Origin of the sequence: Streptomyces cucumeris (genome assembly GCF_024295805.1) — a bacterium.
Taxonomy (GTDB): domain Bacteria; phylum Actinomycetota; class Actinomycetes; order Streptomycetales; family Streptomycetaceae; genus Streptomyces; species Streptomyces cucumeris.
In genome coordinates this window covers 123,534-138,463 of the sequence record NZ_JANCLX010000009.1, presented here as the reverse complement: position 1 = coordinate 138,463, position 14,930 = coordinate 123,534, and the positions used below count along the sequence as shown (strand labels likewise).

At 72.1% G+C, this 14,930-nt stretch carries 12 protein-coding genes and 1 pseudogene; 6 read left to right on the top strand and 7 right to left on the bottom strand.

The genetic code is table 11. From position 1 onward, the window contains the following. Positions 1 to 38: 38 nt before the first annotated feature. Positions 39 to 3,308, top strand: a complete 3,270-nt coding sequence (locus NMK44_RS16270) for a beta strand repeat-containing protein (RefSeq protein ID WP_254743595.1) — start codon at positions 39 to 41, stop codon at positions 3,306 to 3,308. Here the strand turns inward: NMK44_RS16270 and otr(A) are convergent. After that, positions 3,305 to 5,272 (bottom strand): tetracycline resistance ribosomal protection protein Otr(A), encoded by a 1,968-nt coding sequence (gene otr(A), locus NMK44_RS16265; protein WP_254743593.1) that lies wholly within the window; start codon positions 5,270 to 5,272, stop codon positions 3,305 to 3,307. The two genes, NMK44_RS16270 and otr(A), sit on opposite strands and share 4 nt — an antisense overlap. Positions 5,273 to 5,422: 150 nt before the next feature. Further along, entirely contained in the window at positions 5,423 to 6,304 is an 882-nt protein-coding gene (locus NMK44_RS16260; protein WP_254743591.1) for a LysR family transcriptional regulator, read from the bottom strand. A 120-nt stretch (positions 6,305 to 6,424) separates the two neighbouring features. Here NMK44_RS16260 and NMK44_RS16255 point away from each other — a divergent pair, with 120 nt between their 5' ends. After that, positions 6,425 to 6,916 (top strand): DUF2871 domain-containing protein, encoded by a 492-nt coding sequence (locus NMK44_RS16255; protein ID WP_254743589.1) that lies wholly within the window; start codon positions 6,425 to 6,427, stop codon positions 6,914 to 6,916. Between the two features lie 8 nt (positions 6,917 to 6,924). Here the strand turns inward: NMK44_RS16255 and NMK44_RS16250 are convergent, their stop codons facing one another. Then, complete coding sequence (locus NMK44_RS16250; RefSeq protein ID WP_254743587.1) at positions 6,925 to 7,596, bottom strand: TetR/AcrR family transcriptional regulator; 672 nt, start codon at positions 7,594 to 7,596, stop codon at positions 6,925 to 6,927. Positions 7,597 to 7,761: 165 nt separating this feature from the next. Here NMK44_RS16250 and NMK44_RS16245 point away from each other — a divergent pair, with 165 nt between their 5' ends. Then, a complete protein-coding gene (locus NMK44_RS16245) occupies positions 7,762 to 8,580 on the top strand; it encodes an NAD(P)H-binding protein (protein WP_254743585.1) in 819 nt (272 codons plus the stop codon). 39 nt (positions 8,581 to 8,619) lie between these two features. Here the strand turns inward: NMK44_RS16245 and ku are convergent, their stop codons facing one another. Then, positions 8,620 to 9,738: a non-homologous end joining protein Ku gene (ku, locus tag NMK44_RS16240; protein WP_254743583.1), complete on the bottom strand. Its 1,119-nt coding sequence runs from the start codon at positions 9,736 to 9,738 to the stop codon at positions 8,620 to 8,622. A 30-nt stretch (positions 9,739 to 9,768) separates the two neighbouring features. On the opposite strand from ku, the gene ligD reads away from it, so the two are divergent. Both ligD and NMK44_RS16230 read left to right on the top strand, forming a co-directional pair. Beyond that, positions 9,769 to 10,719: a non-homologous end-joining DNA ligase gene (gene ligD, locus NMK44_RS16235; RefSeq protein WP_254743581.1), complete on the top strand. Its 951-nt coding sequence runs from the start codon at positions 9,769 to 9,771 to the stop codon at positions 10,717 to 10,719. Then, on the top strand, positions 10,716 to 11,657 hold the full coding sequence (locus NMK44_RS16230) for an ATP-dependent DNA ligase (RefSeq protein WP_254743579.1): 942 nt from the start codon (positions 10,716 to 10,718) through the stop codon (positions 11,655 to 11,657). Before ligD ends, NMK44_RS16230 begins: the two co-directional genes overlap by 4 nt. Positions 11,658 to 11,741: 84 nt before the next feature. Here the strand turns inward: NMK44_RS16230 and NMK44_RS16225 are convergent, their stop codons facing one another. Next, positions 11,742 to 12,659: a 1-aminocyclopropane-1-carboxylate deaminase/D-cysteine desulfhydrase gene (locus NMK44_RS16225; protein ID WP_254743866.1), complete on the bottom strand. Its 918-nt coding sequence runs from the start codon at positions 12,657 to 12,659 to the stop codon at positions 11,742 to 11,744. 174 nt (positions 12,660 to 12,833) lie between these two features. Between NMK44_RS16225 and NMK44_RS16220 the strand changes: the two genes are divergently transcribed. Next, the gene (locus tag NMK44_RS16220) at positions 12,834 to 13,232 is read left to right on the top strand and encodes a VOC family protein (protein WP_254743577.1); all 399 of its coding nucleotides are present in this window, start codon (positions 12,834 to 12,836) and stop codon (positions 13,230 to 13,232) included. Between the two features lie 104 nt (positions 13,233 to 13,336). Here the strand turns inward: NMK44_RS16220 and NMK44_RS16215 are convergent, their stop codons facing one another. Further along, on the bottom strand, positions 13,337 to 13,810 hold the full coding sequence (locus NMK44_RS16215; protein WP_254743575.1) for a thioesterase family protein: 474 nt from the start codon (positions 13,808 to 13,810) through the stop codon (positions 13,337 to 13,339). A 110-nt stretch (positions 13,811 to 13,920) separates the two neighbouring features. Next, a pseudogene (locus NMK44_RS16210) lies at positions 13,921 to 14,880 on the bottom strand (3-hydroxyacyl-CoA dehydrogenase NAD-binding domain-containing protein); the annotation flags it as partial. Positions 14,881 to 14,930 lie beyond the last annotated feature (50 nt).

Sequence of the window (14,930 nt, the reverse complement as noted above, 5' to 3'; positions counted from 1 at the left end):
CGAGTGGGACGACCCGCCGAAGGAGAAGCACGTTGAGCATGTCCTTTGCAGGTGCGGACACCGGCCCCACGGCGGCCCTGGCGTCCCCTCCCGTGATCAGCTCCGTGAGCCCCGCCGCCGGTGCGCCCGGCGGCGGGACCCTCGTCACACTGACCGGGACCAACTTCCAGCAGGCGACCGCGGTACGGTTCGGCGCCACGATCGCCACCTCGTTCACGGTCAACTCGGCCAACCAGATCACGGCCGTCTCCCCGCCGGGGACCGGTTCGGTCCAGATCACCGTCACCACGCCGAACGGCACCAGCAATGGTGTGCCGTTCAGCTTCGTGGGGTCCCCGGCGCCGGTGCTGACGTCCCTGACGCCGACCCAGGGCCCCGCCGCCGGCGGGACCGCGGTCACGATCACGGGGACGTCCCTGTCCGGGGCCACGGCGGTGCGTTTCGGCGCCACCAACGCCGCCTCGTTCCTGGTCGTCTCGGCGACCCAGATCGTGGCCGTCGCCCCCGCGGGCAGTGGCACGGTGCAGGTCACGGTGACGACCCCGGGCGGGACCAGCAACGGTCTGCCCTTCGCCTTCGTCCCCGCCCCGACGGTTTCCTCGGTGTCGCCGAACCAGGGCCCGGGCGCGGGCGGGAACACGGTGACCATCACCGGTTCCGGGTTCTCGGGCGCCACGGCCGTGCGGTTCGGTTCGACGAACGCCGCGTCGTACACCGTGGTCTCGCCGACCCAGATCACCGCCGTCGCGCCACCGGGCAGCGGTACCGTCCAGGTCACCGTGGTCACAGCGGGCGGTACCAGCAACGGGGTGTCCTACACCTACGTCGCGGTGCCGTCACTGACCTCGGCGGTGCCCAACCAGGGCCCGGCGAGCGGCGGGAACAACGTCACGCTGACCGGTTCCGGGCTGTCCGGTGCCACGTCGGTGATGTTCGGGTCCACCCCGGCCACGTCGTTCATCGTGGTGTCCTCGACCCAGGTCGTGGCCATCGCGCCCCCCGGCACCGGCACGGTGCAGATCACGGTGGTCACTCCGGGTGGCACGAGTAACGGGGTGTCGTACAGCTATGTGGTGGCGCCGTCGTTGACGTCGGTGTCGCCGACGCAGGGTCCGGCTGCCGGTGGTAACACCGTGACGATTTCGGGTTCCGGGCTGTCGGGTGCGACGTCGGTGTTGTTCGGTTCGACGCCTGCGACGTCGTTCACGGTGGTGTCGTCGACGCAGATCACGGCGGTGGCTCCGGCGGGTACCGGCACGGTGCAGGTCACGGTGGTGACGCCGGGCGGCACCAGTAACGGGGTGCCGTACAGCTATGTGGTGGCGCCGGTGTTGTCGTCGGTGTCGCCGACGCAGGGTCCGGCCGCCGGTGGGAACACGGTGATCCTGACCGGTTCCGGGTTCACGGGTGCGACGTCGGTGTTGTTCGGTTCCACGCCCGCCACGTCGTTCACGGTCAACTCGGCGAGCCAGATCACGGCGGTGGCTCCGCCGGGGAGTGGGAACGTCCAGGTCACGGTGGTCACTCCGGGTGGGACGAGCAACGGCGTGTCCTACAGCTATGTGGTGGCACCGTCATTGACGTCGGTGTCGCCGACGCAGGGTCCGGCTGCCGGTGGTAACACCGTGACGATTTCGGGTTCCGGGCTGTCCGGTGCCACGGCCGTGTTGTTCGGTTCCACGCCCGCCACGTCGTTCACGGTGGTGTCCTCGACCCAGATCACGGCGGTCGCCCCGCCGGGGAGCGGGAACGTTCAGATCACGGTGGTGACGCCGGGTGGCACGAGCAACGGGGTGGCGTACTCGTACACCTCCGCTCCGGTGTTGTCCTCGGTGTCGCCGACGCAGGGCCCGCCTGCCGGCGGTAACACGGTGACCCTGACCGGGTCCGGGTTCACCGGTGCGACATCGGTGTCGTTCGGTTCGACGCCCGCGACGTCGTTCACGGTGGTGTCCTCGACGCAGATCACGGCCACCGCTCCGCCCGGCACCGGCACCGTGCAGATCACGGTGGTGACGCCGGGTGGCACGAGCAACGGGGTCGGGTACACCTACACCTCCGCGCCCGTGCTGATCTCGGCGGTGCCCAGCCAGGGCCCCACGGGCGGCGGGAACAACGTCACGCTGACCGGTTCCGGGCTGTCCGGTGCCACGTCGGTGATGTTCGGGTCCACCCCGGCCACGTCGTTCATCGTGGTGTCCTCGACCCAGGTCGTGGCCATCGCGCCCCCGGGCACCGGCACGGTGCAGATCACGGTGACCACGCCGGGTGGGACGAGCAACGGGGTGGGGTACACCTACACCTCCGCTCCGGTGCTGTCCTCCGTGTCGCCGACGCAGGGTCCGGCCACCGGCGGGAACACGGTGACCCTGACCGGATCCGGGTTCACCGGGGCCACGGCGGTGCTGTTCGGTTCGACCGCCGCCAATTCCTTCACGGTGGTGTCCCCGACGCAGATCACGGTCACCGCGCCACCCGGGAGCGGCACGGTCCAGGTCACGGTGGTGACGCCGGGTGGCACGAGCAACGGGGTGAGCTACACCTACACCTCCGCGCCCGTGCTGACCTCGATCTCGCCCAGCCAGGGTTCGGTCAACGGCAGCAACACGGTGACGCTGACGGGTTCCGGGTTCACCGGGGCCACCGCGGTGACGTTCGGCTTCCAGCCGGCCGTCTCGTTCACCGTGGTCTCGTCCACCCAGATCACCGCCGTCGTCCCGCCCGGCAGCGCCGGGGCGGTACCGGTGACGGTGACCACCCCGGGCGGCACCAGCAACAGCGTCACCTACATCTATCTGGCCATCCCCGCGCTCACCAGCGTCGTCCCCAACCAGGGGTCGACCACGGGCGGCACGATGGTCACCCTCACCGGCAGCGGGTTCCTCGGCGCCACGGCGGTGTTGTTCGGTTCGACACCCGCCACGTCGTTCACGGTGGTGTCCGCGACCCAGATCGGCGCGGTCGCGCCGCCGGGGACCGGCACCGTCCAGATCACCGTGGTGACACCGGGCGGGACGAGCAACGGAGTGCCGTACACCTATGTGCCGGTACCGGTGCTGACGGCCGTGATCCCCGTCCAGGGGCCGACCACCCCAGGGGCGACGGTCACGCTGCTCGGCACCGGTCTGGCGGCGACGAACGGGGTGCTCTTCGGCTCCACGCTCGTCGCCTTCACGGTGGTGTCCGACGGTCTGGTCACCGCGACGGACCCCGGCGGGTCCGCCGGGCCGGTCTCCCTCACGGTGACCTCACCCGGCGGAACCAGTAATGCCGTCACCTACACCAGGGTCTCCGGGCCCGGTATCTAGGGCCGCGGCGGCCGCCCCTGGTGCGCGGCGGACAGCGGACGGTCGGCGCACGGCCGGGACCACCACACTCCCGTGCCGTGCGTCAGACCGGGCAGTGCCCGCTCGACGCCGTGCACCCGGCGGGCCGGGAGCTCACCCCGGACCAGCCACCCCGTGTCACCGTCCGCGCTCTCCGTGATGTCCGCCCCGGCGGCGGAGAGGTGGGCGGTGACCGCTGCGAGCGCGTCCGCCGGAACCTCCGACTCGAAGGCGTGGTACGGCTCGTAGACCCGCCACCCGGCCCGGTCCAGGGCCTCGCGGAGCACCCCGGGGGTGACACCGCGGAAGTCGGCGGCGGTGCTCATCGGGCCGATGAATCCGGAACGGACCAGCACCACCCGGCAGTCGGTCACCGTACGGCCGCGGAAGCCGTGGAGCAGTGTGGTGTGCACCGTCTCCTCGATCGCGTGGTGGAACGCCCGGGGCAGCGCGCCGAGTTCGGTCTCGTAGGCGAAGACGGCGCCGGTGGCCGCGGGGGCCGGTTCCACCCGCAGCCCGACCGTGGCCCACAGCCCGTCGTGGTCGAACCGGGCGATCTCGTGGCACGCCTCGCCGACCCCCGTGGGCCGCTCGACCAGCACCGGGCGGCTGGGCTCGAAGTCGGCCTCCACACCGTAGTCCTGGGCCAGCGTGGCCGCGATGATCTCCTTCTGGATCTCGCCGTAGAGCAGTACCGAGGTGTCGCCGCCGGGCAGCGCCCGGGTGTGGATCAGCGGGTCCTGGTCGGCGAGATCGAGCAGTGCGCCGTACAGCCGGGCCGCCGCCGCGGCGCCCTCCTCGCGGGCGCGGACGACGGTCTGGAGGCTGGGTGCGGCGAAGTGCGGCCGGTCGTGGTCACCGGTGTCCTCCGGGTTCCCGAGCGGGCCCAGCCGGTCGCCGACGCGGACGCCGGAGAGCCCGCGGACCTTGGCGATGTTCCCGGCGGTGAGCGGGCCGGGTGTCTCCCCGGCCCGTCCGACGACCTCCAGCGAGGTGATCTGCCCGGTGAGCTCGCGGACCGGGCCGCCACCCGTCCCGCGCCGGTACAGGGTCACCCGCCGGCGCGCGGTCACCTCACCGGAGAACAGCCGCAGATAGGCCGTCCTGGGGCCGCCGCCCGTGCCACCCCTTTCGCGTTCGACGGCGAAGACCGTCCCGCGCGGTTCCTCGCCGCCGGGCGCGGCCGGTACGAGCCGGGCGATCCCCTCGACCAGGGCCCCGACCCCCTCACCGCTCAGCGCGGAGCCGAAGAACACCGGATGGACGGTGCCCGCCGCGGTGGCGGCGGCGAGCGCCGTCCACACCTCGCCGGGGGAGGGGAGCGGTCCGTCGACGACCCGGGCGAGCATCGTGTCGTCGGTCTCCGCCAGCACCTCCGCGGCCTCGGTGCGTACCGCGGTGTCGTCGAGGGAGCGGGGGAGGACCCGCGCGTCCCGGGTGCCCGGCCGCCGGACCGCCGTCAGGGGGACCAGCAGCGGGGCGAGGCTCCGCCGGACGTCCGCGAGCAGCGCGGTGTCCCGGGCGCCCGCACGGTCGATCTTGTTGATGAAGACCAGCACCGGCAGCCGCAGCCGCCGCAGCGTCTTCATCAGCACCCGCGTCTGGGCCTGGACGCCCTCGACGGCGGACAGCACCAGGACGGCAGCGTCCAGCACTCCGAGCGCCCGCTCGACCTCGGCGATGAAGTCGGAGTGTCCGGGGGTGTCGATGAGGTTGATCTGGGTGGTGCCGGTGGTGAAGGAGGCGACGGCGGTGCGCACGGTGATCCCGCGCTGCCGCTCGATGGCACCGGTGTCGGTCTGGGTGTCGCCGGTGTCGACGCTGCCGAGCCGGTCGATCACCCCGGCGTCGTAGAGCAGTCGCTCGGTGAGGCTGGTCTTACCGGCGTCGACGTGCGCGAGCACGCCGATGTTCAGGGTCCGCGAGACCCGGGGAGAGCTGGGCATGGATGCTGATGTCCTCGGAGACGGTCGTCCGGTGGGGGCGCTGGTTCGTTCCGAGGGATCGGCGCATCGCATGCTCCTGTCGGGTGACGGATGGGGGACCGCTGCCGGTCGCGGACATCCTGGGCGCGGCGGTGCGGCGGCGCAACCGAATTAGCGGCTGCCGCCGGCCGTTCTGGCGAGAGCGCGGATCAGGGGATTGCGGTTCTCGGTCAGCCAGGCGAACGCCCAGCGGACGGGCGCCGCGTCGCGCACGGGCACATAGACCAGGTCGGGCCATGCGTAGAAGCGGGCGGCCTCCGCCGCGGCGGCGGAGACGGACTGCCCGACGCCGGCCGCCTTGAGCTGGTCATCCCAGTTGGCGATCTCGGGGCCCCGGGCCACGGGGCGTCCCGAGGGGGTGCGGAAGGGCTGGAAGACCTCTTCCATGGAGGCCGGGATCGGCGAGCGGTGGGATACGAAGGTCAGATCGCCGTAGTCCTCAAGACATACCGAGTCGCGGTCGGCGTAGGGGTGGTCGGCGGACATCATCAGCACGATCGGCGAGGTGTGGGTGACCGGGCCGGTGGCGATGTCGGGTTCGTGGACCGGCAGCCACACATGTGCCATGTCGATATCGCCCGCTCGCAGCGGCGTGAGCGGATCGACGGCGCTCAGTTCACGGTGGACCAGCCGCACGGTCGGGTGGTGGGCCTGGAAGCGGCGGACGAGGTCGCGGATCATCCAGCTCTGCGGGCCCATGATGCCGAGGGTGAGGGTGCCGCCGGTGTCGGCCGCGGCCGCCTTCACCGCGTCGATGCCCTCGACGATCTGCTGGTAGGCCGGGTGAATGGCCCGGTAGAGCTGCTGGCCGAGTGGGGTGAGGCGGATCCGGCGGCGGTTGGAGCGGTCGAACAGCCGCCCGCCGAGGCGGCGTTCCTGCTGGCCGATCGCCTGGCTGACCCGGGCCTGGGAGATGTGCAGACGGTCGGCCGTCCGCCCGAAGTGCAGCTCCTCGGCCAGGGTCAGGAATATCTCGATGTCCCGCAGCTCCATCGGTGCTCCCCCCTGCGGTGATAACGCGTGTGTTATCGATGGGAGTTCGCATCCTACGTTGATCCGGATCCGGCCCGGGGTGAGAGTTGGTGCCGGTCACACAGGGTGGAGGTACCGAAGATGAGTGCTCGGCGGGTCACGGTGCGGGCGTCGTACTACGCAGCGCATACGTACATGATCACGGGAGTGGTCTCCGGGCTCTTCTACCGTGAGTTCACCAAGCTCAATGACTTCACCGGTGAGACCCAACTGGCCGTCATCCACACCCATCTGCTGGCGCTGGGCATGCTGGGCTTCCTGATCGTGCTGGCGCTCGACAAGCAGTTCCGGCTGTCGGGGACACGGCTGTTCACGAACTTCTTCTGGTTCTACAACGCGGGTATCGCGGTGACCGTCGGCATGATGGGCGTGCACGGCTGTCTCACCGTGCTCGATGACGATGTGCCGGTGGTCGTGCCCGCGGTGGCCGGAGCCGGCCACATCCTGCTCACGGTCGGGCTCATCCTGCTCTTCGTCCTCCTCGGCAAGCGGCTGAAGGAGCCGGCCGGAGAGCGGCCGGTGGCCGAGGAGCCGTCGCCCGGAGAGCCGGAGCGCGCCACGACTCCGGCCTGAACCGGGCCCTACCGCGCGGCCTCGTCCTCATCGGCGCGCTCATCCGGCTCCGATGAGCGACCGGGCGTGCCGTGGTCCGCCAGACGGCGCACCACCCGCCGCAGTTGCTCGGCATAGTGCTCGCGGAACTCCGGCGACCCGGGGTCGGCGTCGAAGAACTGGCGCACGGCATGCGGCATGGTGTGCGGCGCGGAGACCAGGCAGATGCACATCAGCATCACCATGGCCGGGTCGATGTCCTCGCCGATCTCGCCGTTCGCCTGGCGCCGCCGCAGGTCGGAGAGATCTTCGGGCTCATCCTCGGGCGTGGCTCCGGTCAGTCCGGACCAGGCGTTGAGGCGGTTGCCCCGGGGGTCGGCGAACCCTTCCCGGAGATAGCGGACGATGAGTTCGTCGAAGGGGAGGCCGGGGTCGTTGAAGTCCGCCTCGCGCCGCAGCCATGCGCGGCCGATCTCCTTGTAGAGCCCCTCCTTGCCGCCGAAGTGGTAGTTGATCAGCTGCTTGTTGACGCCCGCGCGGTCCGCGATGTCCTGGACGCGAGCGCCCGCGTACCCCTTCTCGGCGAACTCGTCCATGGCCGCCTCCAGCAGCAGCCGCCGGGAGCGCTCCGGGTCCAGCTTGCGCTCCTCGGGCGCGGGGGCGCGACGGGGCTTCTTCGGCGTCCCCTGCATCTCGTTCATCTCCTCTGCTCGGCCGGACGGGTCGGCTGACCGGCCGCACCAGGCTAAACGGTGGTGGTCACACCATCATCCATCTATATGTTTGACAAGTTCATCCGGCTGGTTGAATCTAGCGATGCGGCGTCATCGCCATCCCAACGGAGCACCCGAGCAAGGAGATTCGTCATGATCGTGGTCACCGGAGCCACCGGGAACGTCGGCCGGTACGTGGTGAAGGAGCTGGCCGAGGCGGGTGCGGAGGTCCGCGCGCTGACCCGCGACCCGGAGAACGCCCGGCTGCCCTCGGGTGTCACCGCGGCCCGTACCGAGGACCTGCCCTTCGACGGCGCCGACGCGCTCTTCCTCAACCCCGCCGTGGTGTGGGGCGGCGCGGACGCGCTGCTCCGGCGCGCCGCGGAGCAGGGGGTGCGGCGGATCGTGCTGCTGTCCTCGTCCGCCGCCCTCGATCCCGGTCCGGGCAACCCCATCGGCACCCACCACCGCGATCTGGAGCTCGCGATCGAGGCCCTGGACGTGGAGTGGACCTTCATCCGGCCAGGTGCCTTCGCGGTGAACTCGCTCCAGTGGGCGGAGGAGATCAAGTCCGGCGATGTCGTCCACGGCCCCTACGCGAACTGCCGGACCGCGCCGGTCCACGAGGCCGACATGGGCGAGGTCGCCGCCCGTGCGCTGCTCGGGGACGACCTCGTCGGCCGGGCTCCGGTGCTGACCGGCCCCGAGTCGCTGAGCTTCGCCGAACAGGCACGGATCGTGGGCGAGGCCATCGGCCGTCCGCTGCGCTACGAGGAGCTGCCGCGCGAGGTGGTGCGCGAGGGGATGCTCCGGGGCTTCGCCACCCCGGAGATCGCGGACTCGCTGCTGGACATGTTCGAGGCGGGGGTCGGGGTTCCGGCCGAGATCTCGCCGGAGACCGAGCGGATCACCGGTCACCCGGGGCGTACGTTCGCCCAGTGGGCGGCGGACCACAAGGCCGACTTCAGCTGACGGGCGCGGTGGACGGCGGCGGGGCCGGGGCGGGGGTGTTCAGGACGCGGCCCGGGGGCCCTGCTTGGCCCCGGTCTTCTTCGCGGCGGTCTTGGCGGCGGACTTCGTGGCCGTCTTGGCAGTCGTCTTCTTCGCCGACTTCCCGGCCGGTGCCTTCGCCGCCGTTCTGGCCGTGGTCGTCCTGGCCGCGGCCTTCTTCGAACCCGTCTTCTTCTCCGCCTTCTTCTGTGTCGTCCCCGTGGCCGTCTTCTTCGCCGTCGCCGTCCTGCCGCTCGCCGAGGAGGCGCCCCGCTTGGCCGTAGGGGCCTTCTTCGCCGCCGCCTTCTTGCGTCCGCGCAGCTCGGTGACGGTCGCCTGCTCCTCACCTCCGGCCGCCTCGCCCCGCGCCTGCCGGGCGCTGCGGACGCTGTCCTGCAGAGCCGCCATCAGATCGACGACCTGCGCGCCCCCGGGCTCCTCGCCGGGCCCGGCGACGGGCGCGGTCCCGGAGACCTTCGCCGCCACCAGGGCTTCCAGCGCCTCGTGGTACTCGTCGTGCAGTTCGCTCAGGTCCACCTCGCCGAGCGTCGCCATCAGGGTGTCGGCCAGGTCCAGTTCGGCGGGCCTGACCTTCACCTTCTCCTTCGGCGCCACCCCTGTGGCGTCCCGCACCTCGTCCGGCCACAGCAGCCGGTGCATCGCGAGGGCGTCACCCACCACCCGCAGCATCCCCAGCCGCTCCCGCCCGCGGTGCACGTACTTGGCGATGGCCACCTTCTCGCTGCGCCTGAGCGCCTCCCGCAGCAGTGCGTACGGCTTGGCCGCGGCCGTGCCGTTGACCCCCAGGTAGTAGGCGTCACCCATTTGCAGCGGATCGATCTCCGCGGCGGAGACGAACGCCTCGATCTCCAGCGAGCGGGTGGTGGGCAGCGGAAGGGCCGCCAGATCCTCGTCGGTGATCGGGATCAGCGCACCGTCGGCGTCCTCGTACGCCCGTCCGATCTCGCCCGTCTCGACCTGCTTCTCCTCCAGCTCACAGATCTTGCGGTACCGGATGCGGCCGCCGTCGGCGGTGTGGATCTGCCGGAACGAGACGGAGTGGTCCTCGGTCGCCGGGTACATCTTGATCGGGATGCTCACCAGACCGAAGGAAATGTTCCCATTCCAGATAGATCGCATGCTTGATCCCTTTCGTGAGATTCTTATCCTATGTCCCCGATCACGGAGGTGGAGGGGCGGCGGATCGCGCTCAAGAACCTCGACAAGGTCATCCATCCGGCCACCGGCACCACCAAGGGCGAGCTGCTGCACTACCTGGCCTCGGTGGCCGACGCGCTCCTCGGTCACCTCCACGGGCGGCCGCTGGCGTTCCTGCGCTACCCGGACGGCCCCGACGGCCAGATGTTCTTCACCAAGAACCCGCCACCCGGTACCCCGCCCTGGGTGACGACGGCCGAAGTCACCCGCCACGAGGGCGAGACCGCCCGCCAGGTGCTCGTCCAGGACCTGCCCTCGCTGATGTGGGCGGCCAACCTGGTCGTCGAGTTCCACGCCCCCATGTGGCGGATCGACCCGGGCGAGGGCATCGCCGACCGGCTCGTGTTCGACCTCGACCCCGGACCGCCCGCGACCATCGTCGACTGCTGCGCCGTCGCCCTGTGGCTGCGGGAGCGGCTGAGCGCCGACGGGCTCACCGCCTACGCCAAGACCAGCGGCTCCAAGGGGCTGCATCTGCTGGTCCCGCTGGAGCCGACCCCCTCCCGGCAGGCCACCGCGTACGCCCGGCAGCTCGCCGCCGAGGCCGCCACGGCCCTGCCCCGCCTGGTCATCCGCAAGATGACCCGCTCGCTGCGGACCGGGAAGGTGTACGTCGACTTCAGCCAGAACGCGGCCGCCAAGACCACCGCCGCCCCCTATACGGCCCGTGCCCGCCCCGAACCCACCGTCTCCACCCCCGTCACCTGGGACGAGATCGACCGGACGGCGGAGGCCGGACCGGCGGCGGAGGGCGCGGCGGGCGCGGACGGCACCGGCGCGGCCGGTCCGCTGGTCTTCCGGATCGGTGACATCCCCGCCCGCCTCGACCGCCACGGCGATCTGCTCGCCCCGCTCCTCGACCCCGGCGAGGCCCGTCCACTGCCCGCGGGTGACGACCGATGACCTCCCCCGCGCCGCCGCTGCTGCCGCCGGTGGAGGTGGCGCTCGCCCGGCCCGTCCCCTCCCTGCCCCTCCCCGAGGAGGGGCGGCGGCTGGCGTATGAACCGAAGTTCGACGGCCACCGCCTGGTGATCTTCCGGCTGGAGGACACCGTGCGGATGCAGTCCCGCTCCGGCCGTATCGTCACCCGCGCCTTCCCCGACCTGGAGGCCGCCGCGCGGCCGCTGCCGCCCGGCACCGTCCTGGACGGTGAGGTGGTGGTGTGGGCGGGCGGCCGCACCGACTTCGCCTCCGTCCAGAAGCGCGCCTTCGCCGCCACCGACTCCCGGGCCGCCCGGCTCGCCCGTGAACTCCCCGCCTCCTACGCGGCGTTCGACCTGCTGGCCCTGGCCGGTACGGACCTGCGGCCGCTGCCCTACGAACAGCGCCGCGCCCGGCTGATGGCCCTCCTGGAGCCGCTCGGCCCACCGCTCCAGGCCGTCCCCATGACCACCGACCCCGAACTCGCCGCCACCTGGTACGAGTCGCTCACGGCCATCGGGGTCGAGGGGCTGGTCGTCAAGAGCCTCGACGAGCCCTACCGCGTGGGCCGCCACTGGCGGAAGGTGCGGCACGCGGAGACCCGGGACGCGGTGGTCGTGGGCGTCGTCGGGCCCCGGCTGCGTCCGCGCTCGCTGGCGCTGGTGCTGCCGGGGGACGACGCCCCGCTGGTCTCCAGCCCGCTGTCCCCGGCGGTCCGCGCCCAGCTCGCCGTCGCCCTGCGCGACCTGCCGGAACCCGGCCCCCCGCCCCCGGCGGACGACTTCCCCACCGCCCTCGACACGGTCGGCACCCGTATCGCCTACCGCCCCATCGCCCCGGAACTCACGGTCGAGGTCCGCCAGGAGAGCCGGACGCGGCACGCGGCGACCACGGTGATCCGTCTGCGCGGCGGCGAATGACCCCACCGGGCGCCGCCACCGCCGCCCGGCGGCGGCGCATCGGCTGAGCCCGGGGGCCGGGCGTCACCGTCCCCGGGGGGCGGGCTACCCGTCCGACGGGACCGGGTCCGGGGGGCCGGTGATGACGGCGGTGACGCGGGTGCCGGGCGGGAGTGCCCGGCGCTCCGCCGCGTCGTACACGCACCACAGCATCTTGGCCACGTACCGCCGCTCCACCGCGATCCCGTGCCGCTCCTCGAACCCCGCCGCGAAGGCTTCCAGCCCGGCGGGGACCCGGCCGTAACCGCCTCCGTGGTGATCGTGGTCGATACGCCAGTTGGCGAACGTCCGGCCCCAGCCCTCCCTGTGCAGCCGTGTCACCTCGTCGTCCAGGTACCGGGCGCCCCGGACCACCGCGACCCCCAGCGCCCGCGCGCCGTCGGGGAGCCCGGCGGCGATCCCGGCGAGCGTGCCGCCGGTGCCCACCGCGCAGCACAGGAGGTCGCGGTCGCCCAGGTCCGGCAGTTCGGCGGGCAGTTCCGCGGCGCCCCGCGCGGCCAGGACGTTCGTACCGCCCTCCGGCAGCACCCAGCAGCGCCCCCACCGCTCCTCCAGCGCGGCCCGGGTGGCCGGGTCGTCGAGGGTGCGCAGGGTCTCGCGGTAGCCGCTGCGGTCCAGGAACGCCAGCTCCATGCCCTGCGCCTCGGCCCGCGCCAGCGACCAGTTGCGCGGCGCGCCGGCCAGTTCGTCGCCCCGGACCAGCCCCACGGTGGAGAGCCCGTACGCGGCACCGGCCGCGGCCACCGCGCGGAGGTGGTTGGAGTACGCACCGCCGAAGGTGAGCAACCGGGTGTGGCCGTGCTCGACGGCCGCCCGCAGATTGGGCGTGAGCTTGCGCCACTTGTTGCCCGGTACCAGCGGATGGATGAGATCGTCCCGCTTCAGCCTCAGCTCCACACCGGCGCGCGCCATGACGGGGTCGTCGAGGGGCGTCAGGGGGGAGGGGAGGACGGGGGTCGGCATCACCGGGGAAGTGTACGGACCGGTTGTCCACAGGGCGTTGTCCACAGCGGTTGCGTGCCCGATCAGGTGTTCGATTGAATGCGTGGCGTGAGGTCGGACTTTCCGGCGGGGCGCTGCGTCGAGCGGCCGGGAAGGATGGCCGGGGTGCGCCCTACTCGACTGGGAGGTCCTGATATGGCCAGCAAGTTCACCGAGCTCGCGATCGACTGTGCCGATCCCCAGGGCCTCGCCCGGTTCTGGTGCGCGGTCCTCGGCTACGAGGTGCAGGACGAGGACGAGGACGAGGACGACGGCGTCGTCACCATCGGCTCCCCTCTGGTGCCCGAGGGCAAGGACCGCGGTGGTCCGGTGCCACCGGCGCTGACCTTCGCGCGGGTGCCCGAGGGCAAGACCGTCAAGAACAGGCTCCACATCGACGTCAATCCCACCGACAGGGAGCAGGACGAAGAGGTCCGCCGCTTGCTCGACCTCGGCGCCCGGTACGCCGACGTCGGCCAGGGAGAGGCGAGCTGGATCGTGCTGACCGACCCCGAGGGGAACGAGTTCTGTGTCCTGGCCAGCCGCTGCCCCTGACTTCCGGAGGCCGTGGCGCCCGGAGCGCCGGACGCCCCGGCCCGGCGGGGTGCCGGTTCCGGGGCGTACGGGCGGGCCGGTCGGGGCCGGCCGGGGTCAGCGGGTCACTCCGCCTCGCGCGGGACGGGGCCGATGGCCCGTCCGGCCCACTCCGGTGCCTTCTCGACCAGGGCCGTGAGCCGCTCCCGGACATCGTCCGGGAAGGGGGTCGCGCGCCCCTCCTTCTGGTCGGTGTGCACGGCGAGCAGCTCGGTCGTGGCGACCGGCGCCCCGTCCGGCTCGCCCACGTGCATCTCGTGCGAGAACCGCACCTTCTTCTCGTCCACGCCCAGCACCCGTGTGCGGATGGTGAGCTCGGCGCCCTCGGCGACCTCCCGCACATACCGAATATGCGACTCCACGGTGTAGAGCGAGCAGCCGGTCTTGGCGCGGTAGCTGGAGTCGAGCCCGGTCTCGACCATCATCTCGTCGGTGCTGTGGCCGAAGACGAGGACGTAGAACGCCTCGCTCATATGGCCGTTGTAGTCGATCCACTCGGGCCGGACCGTCTGCTGGTAGTCGGGGAGCGGGGTGCTCATGAGTCGCCTCCCTGGGGCGTGTGGATGGTGCTCTGCCGCGGAAGCGGGCTGCTGGGGTCGGTGGTGCTGGACATGCCGGTGGTGCTGGAAGTGGTGGCGGTGCTGCCGTCGCCGCGCTGCCCCGGAAGGCGCCCGGTGGCCCGCAGTACGTTGATGACTCCCTGGTCGCGTTCGGCCACGAGCTGGGCGATGTCGCGGCCGTCGGCCGCCGCGTCACAGCCCTCGACCATCGCCGTGCGCAGCGCCTCGTCCAGCTCCGGCGCTTCCAGCCGGGTCCAGGGCGACTTCAGCGACGGCCCGAAATGGTCGAGCATATGGGCCATCCCGCCCTCGCCGCCCGCGAGGGCGAAGGTCAGACAGGGGCCCATGAAGGCCCACCGCAGCCCCGGCCCCTCGGTGATCGAGTCGTCGATCTCCCGCACCGTCGCCTCGCCGTTGGCCACCATGTGCAGGGCCTCCCGCCACAGCGCCTCCTGGAGCCGGTTGGCGATGAAGCCGGGCAGTTCGCGCTCCATGGTGATCACGGACTTCCCGGCCACCGCGTAGAAGCGCGAGGCCCAGTCGACGGCCGCGGCGTCCGTCCGTTCCCCGCCCACGACCTCCACGAGGGGGATCAGATAGGGCGGGTTGAAGGGGTGGCCGACGAGGAGACGGCCGGGGTCGGTGGCCTCCGTCTGCATATCGGTCATCGGATAGCCGGAGGTGGACGACGCGATGATCACCCCCGCGGGCGTCGCGGCGTCGAGCTCGGCCAGCAGCCGCCGCTTCAGCTCCAGCTTCTCGGGAGCGCTCTCCTGGACGAACTGCGCGTCGGCCACGGCCGCGTCGAGCGTCGGGGCGAAGGTCAGCCGGTCGGCCGAGGCGCCCTCGGCGAGACCGAGCTGTTCCAGCGCGGGCCAGGCGGCCGTCACCAGTCGGCGCAGCCGGTCCTCGGCGTCGGGGGCCGGATCCCAGGCGGTGACGTCATAGCCGCGCGCCAGGAAGTGGGCGACCCAGCCGCCGCCGATGACTCCGGCGCCGATACAGGCGACCCGCCGGACGCCCTCGGGCGGGCAGGGGGGAGGGGGCATGGGGCGAGGTTCCTCACGGTGGGGGGGACGGGGGTGGGGGGAGCGGCGCG

Coding starts and splice junctions, on each gene's coding strand:
- NMK44_RS16270 (WP_254743595.1), top strand. CDS start 39: ATGTCCTTTGCAGGTGCGGACACCGGCCCCACGGCGGCCCTGGCGTCC.
- NMK44_RS16260 (WP_254743591.1), bottom strand. CDS start 6,304: ATGGAGCTGCGGGACATCGAGATATTCCTGACCCTGGCCGAGGAGCTG.
- NMK44_RS16255 (WP_254743589.1), top strand. CDS start 6,425: ATGAGTGCTCGGCGGGTCACGGTGCGGGCGTCGTACTACGCAGCGCAT.
- NMK44_RS16250 (WP_254743587.1), bottom strand. CDS start 7,596: ATGAACGAGATGCAGGGGACGCCGAAGAAGCCCCGTCGCGCCCCCGCG.
- NMK44_RS16245 (WP_254743585.1), top strand. CDS start 7,762: ATGATCGTGGTCACCGGAGCCACCGGGAACGTCGGCCGGTACGTGGTG.
- ku (WP_254743583.1), bottom strand. CDS start 9,738: ATGCGATCTATCTGGAATGGGAACATTTCCTTCGGTCTGGTGAGCATC.
- ligD (WP_254743581.1), top strand. CDS start 9,769: ATGTCCCCGATCACGGAGGTGGAGGGGCGGCGGATCGCGCTCAAGAAC.
- NMK44_RS16230 (WP_254743579.1), top strand. CDS start 10,716: ATGACCTCCCCCGCGCCGCCGCTGCTGCCGCCGGTGGAGGTGGCGCTC.
- NMK44_RS16225 (WP_254743866.1), bottom strand. CDS start 12,659: ATGCCGACCCCCGTCCTCCCCTCCCCCCTGACGCCCCTCGACGACCCC.
- NMK44_RS16220 (WP_254743577.1), top strand. CDS start 12,834: ATGGCCAGCAAGTTCACCGAGCTCGCGATCGACTGTGCCGATCCCCAG.
- NMK44_RS16215 (WP_254743575.1), bottom strand. CDS start 13,810: ATGAGCACCCCGCTCCCCGACTACCAGCAGACGGTCCGGCCCGAGTGG.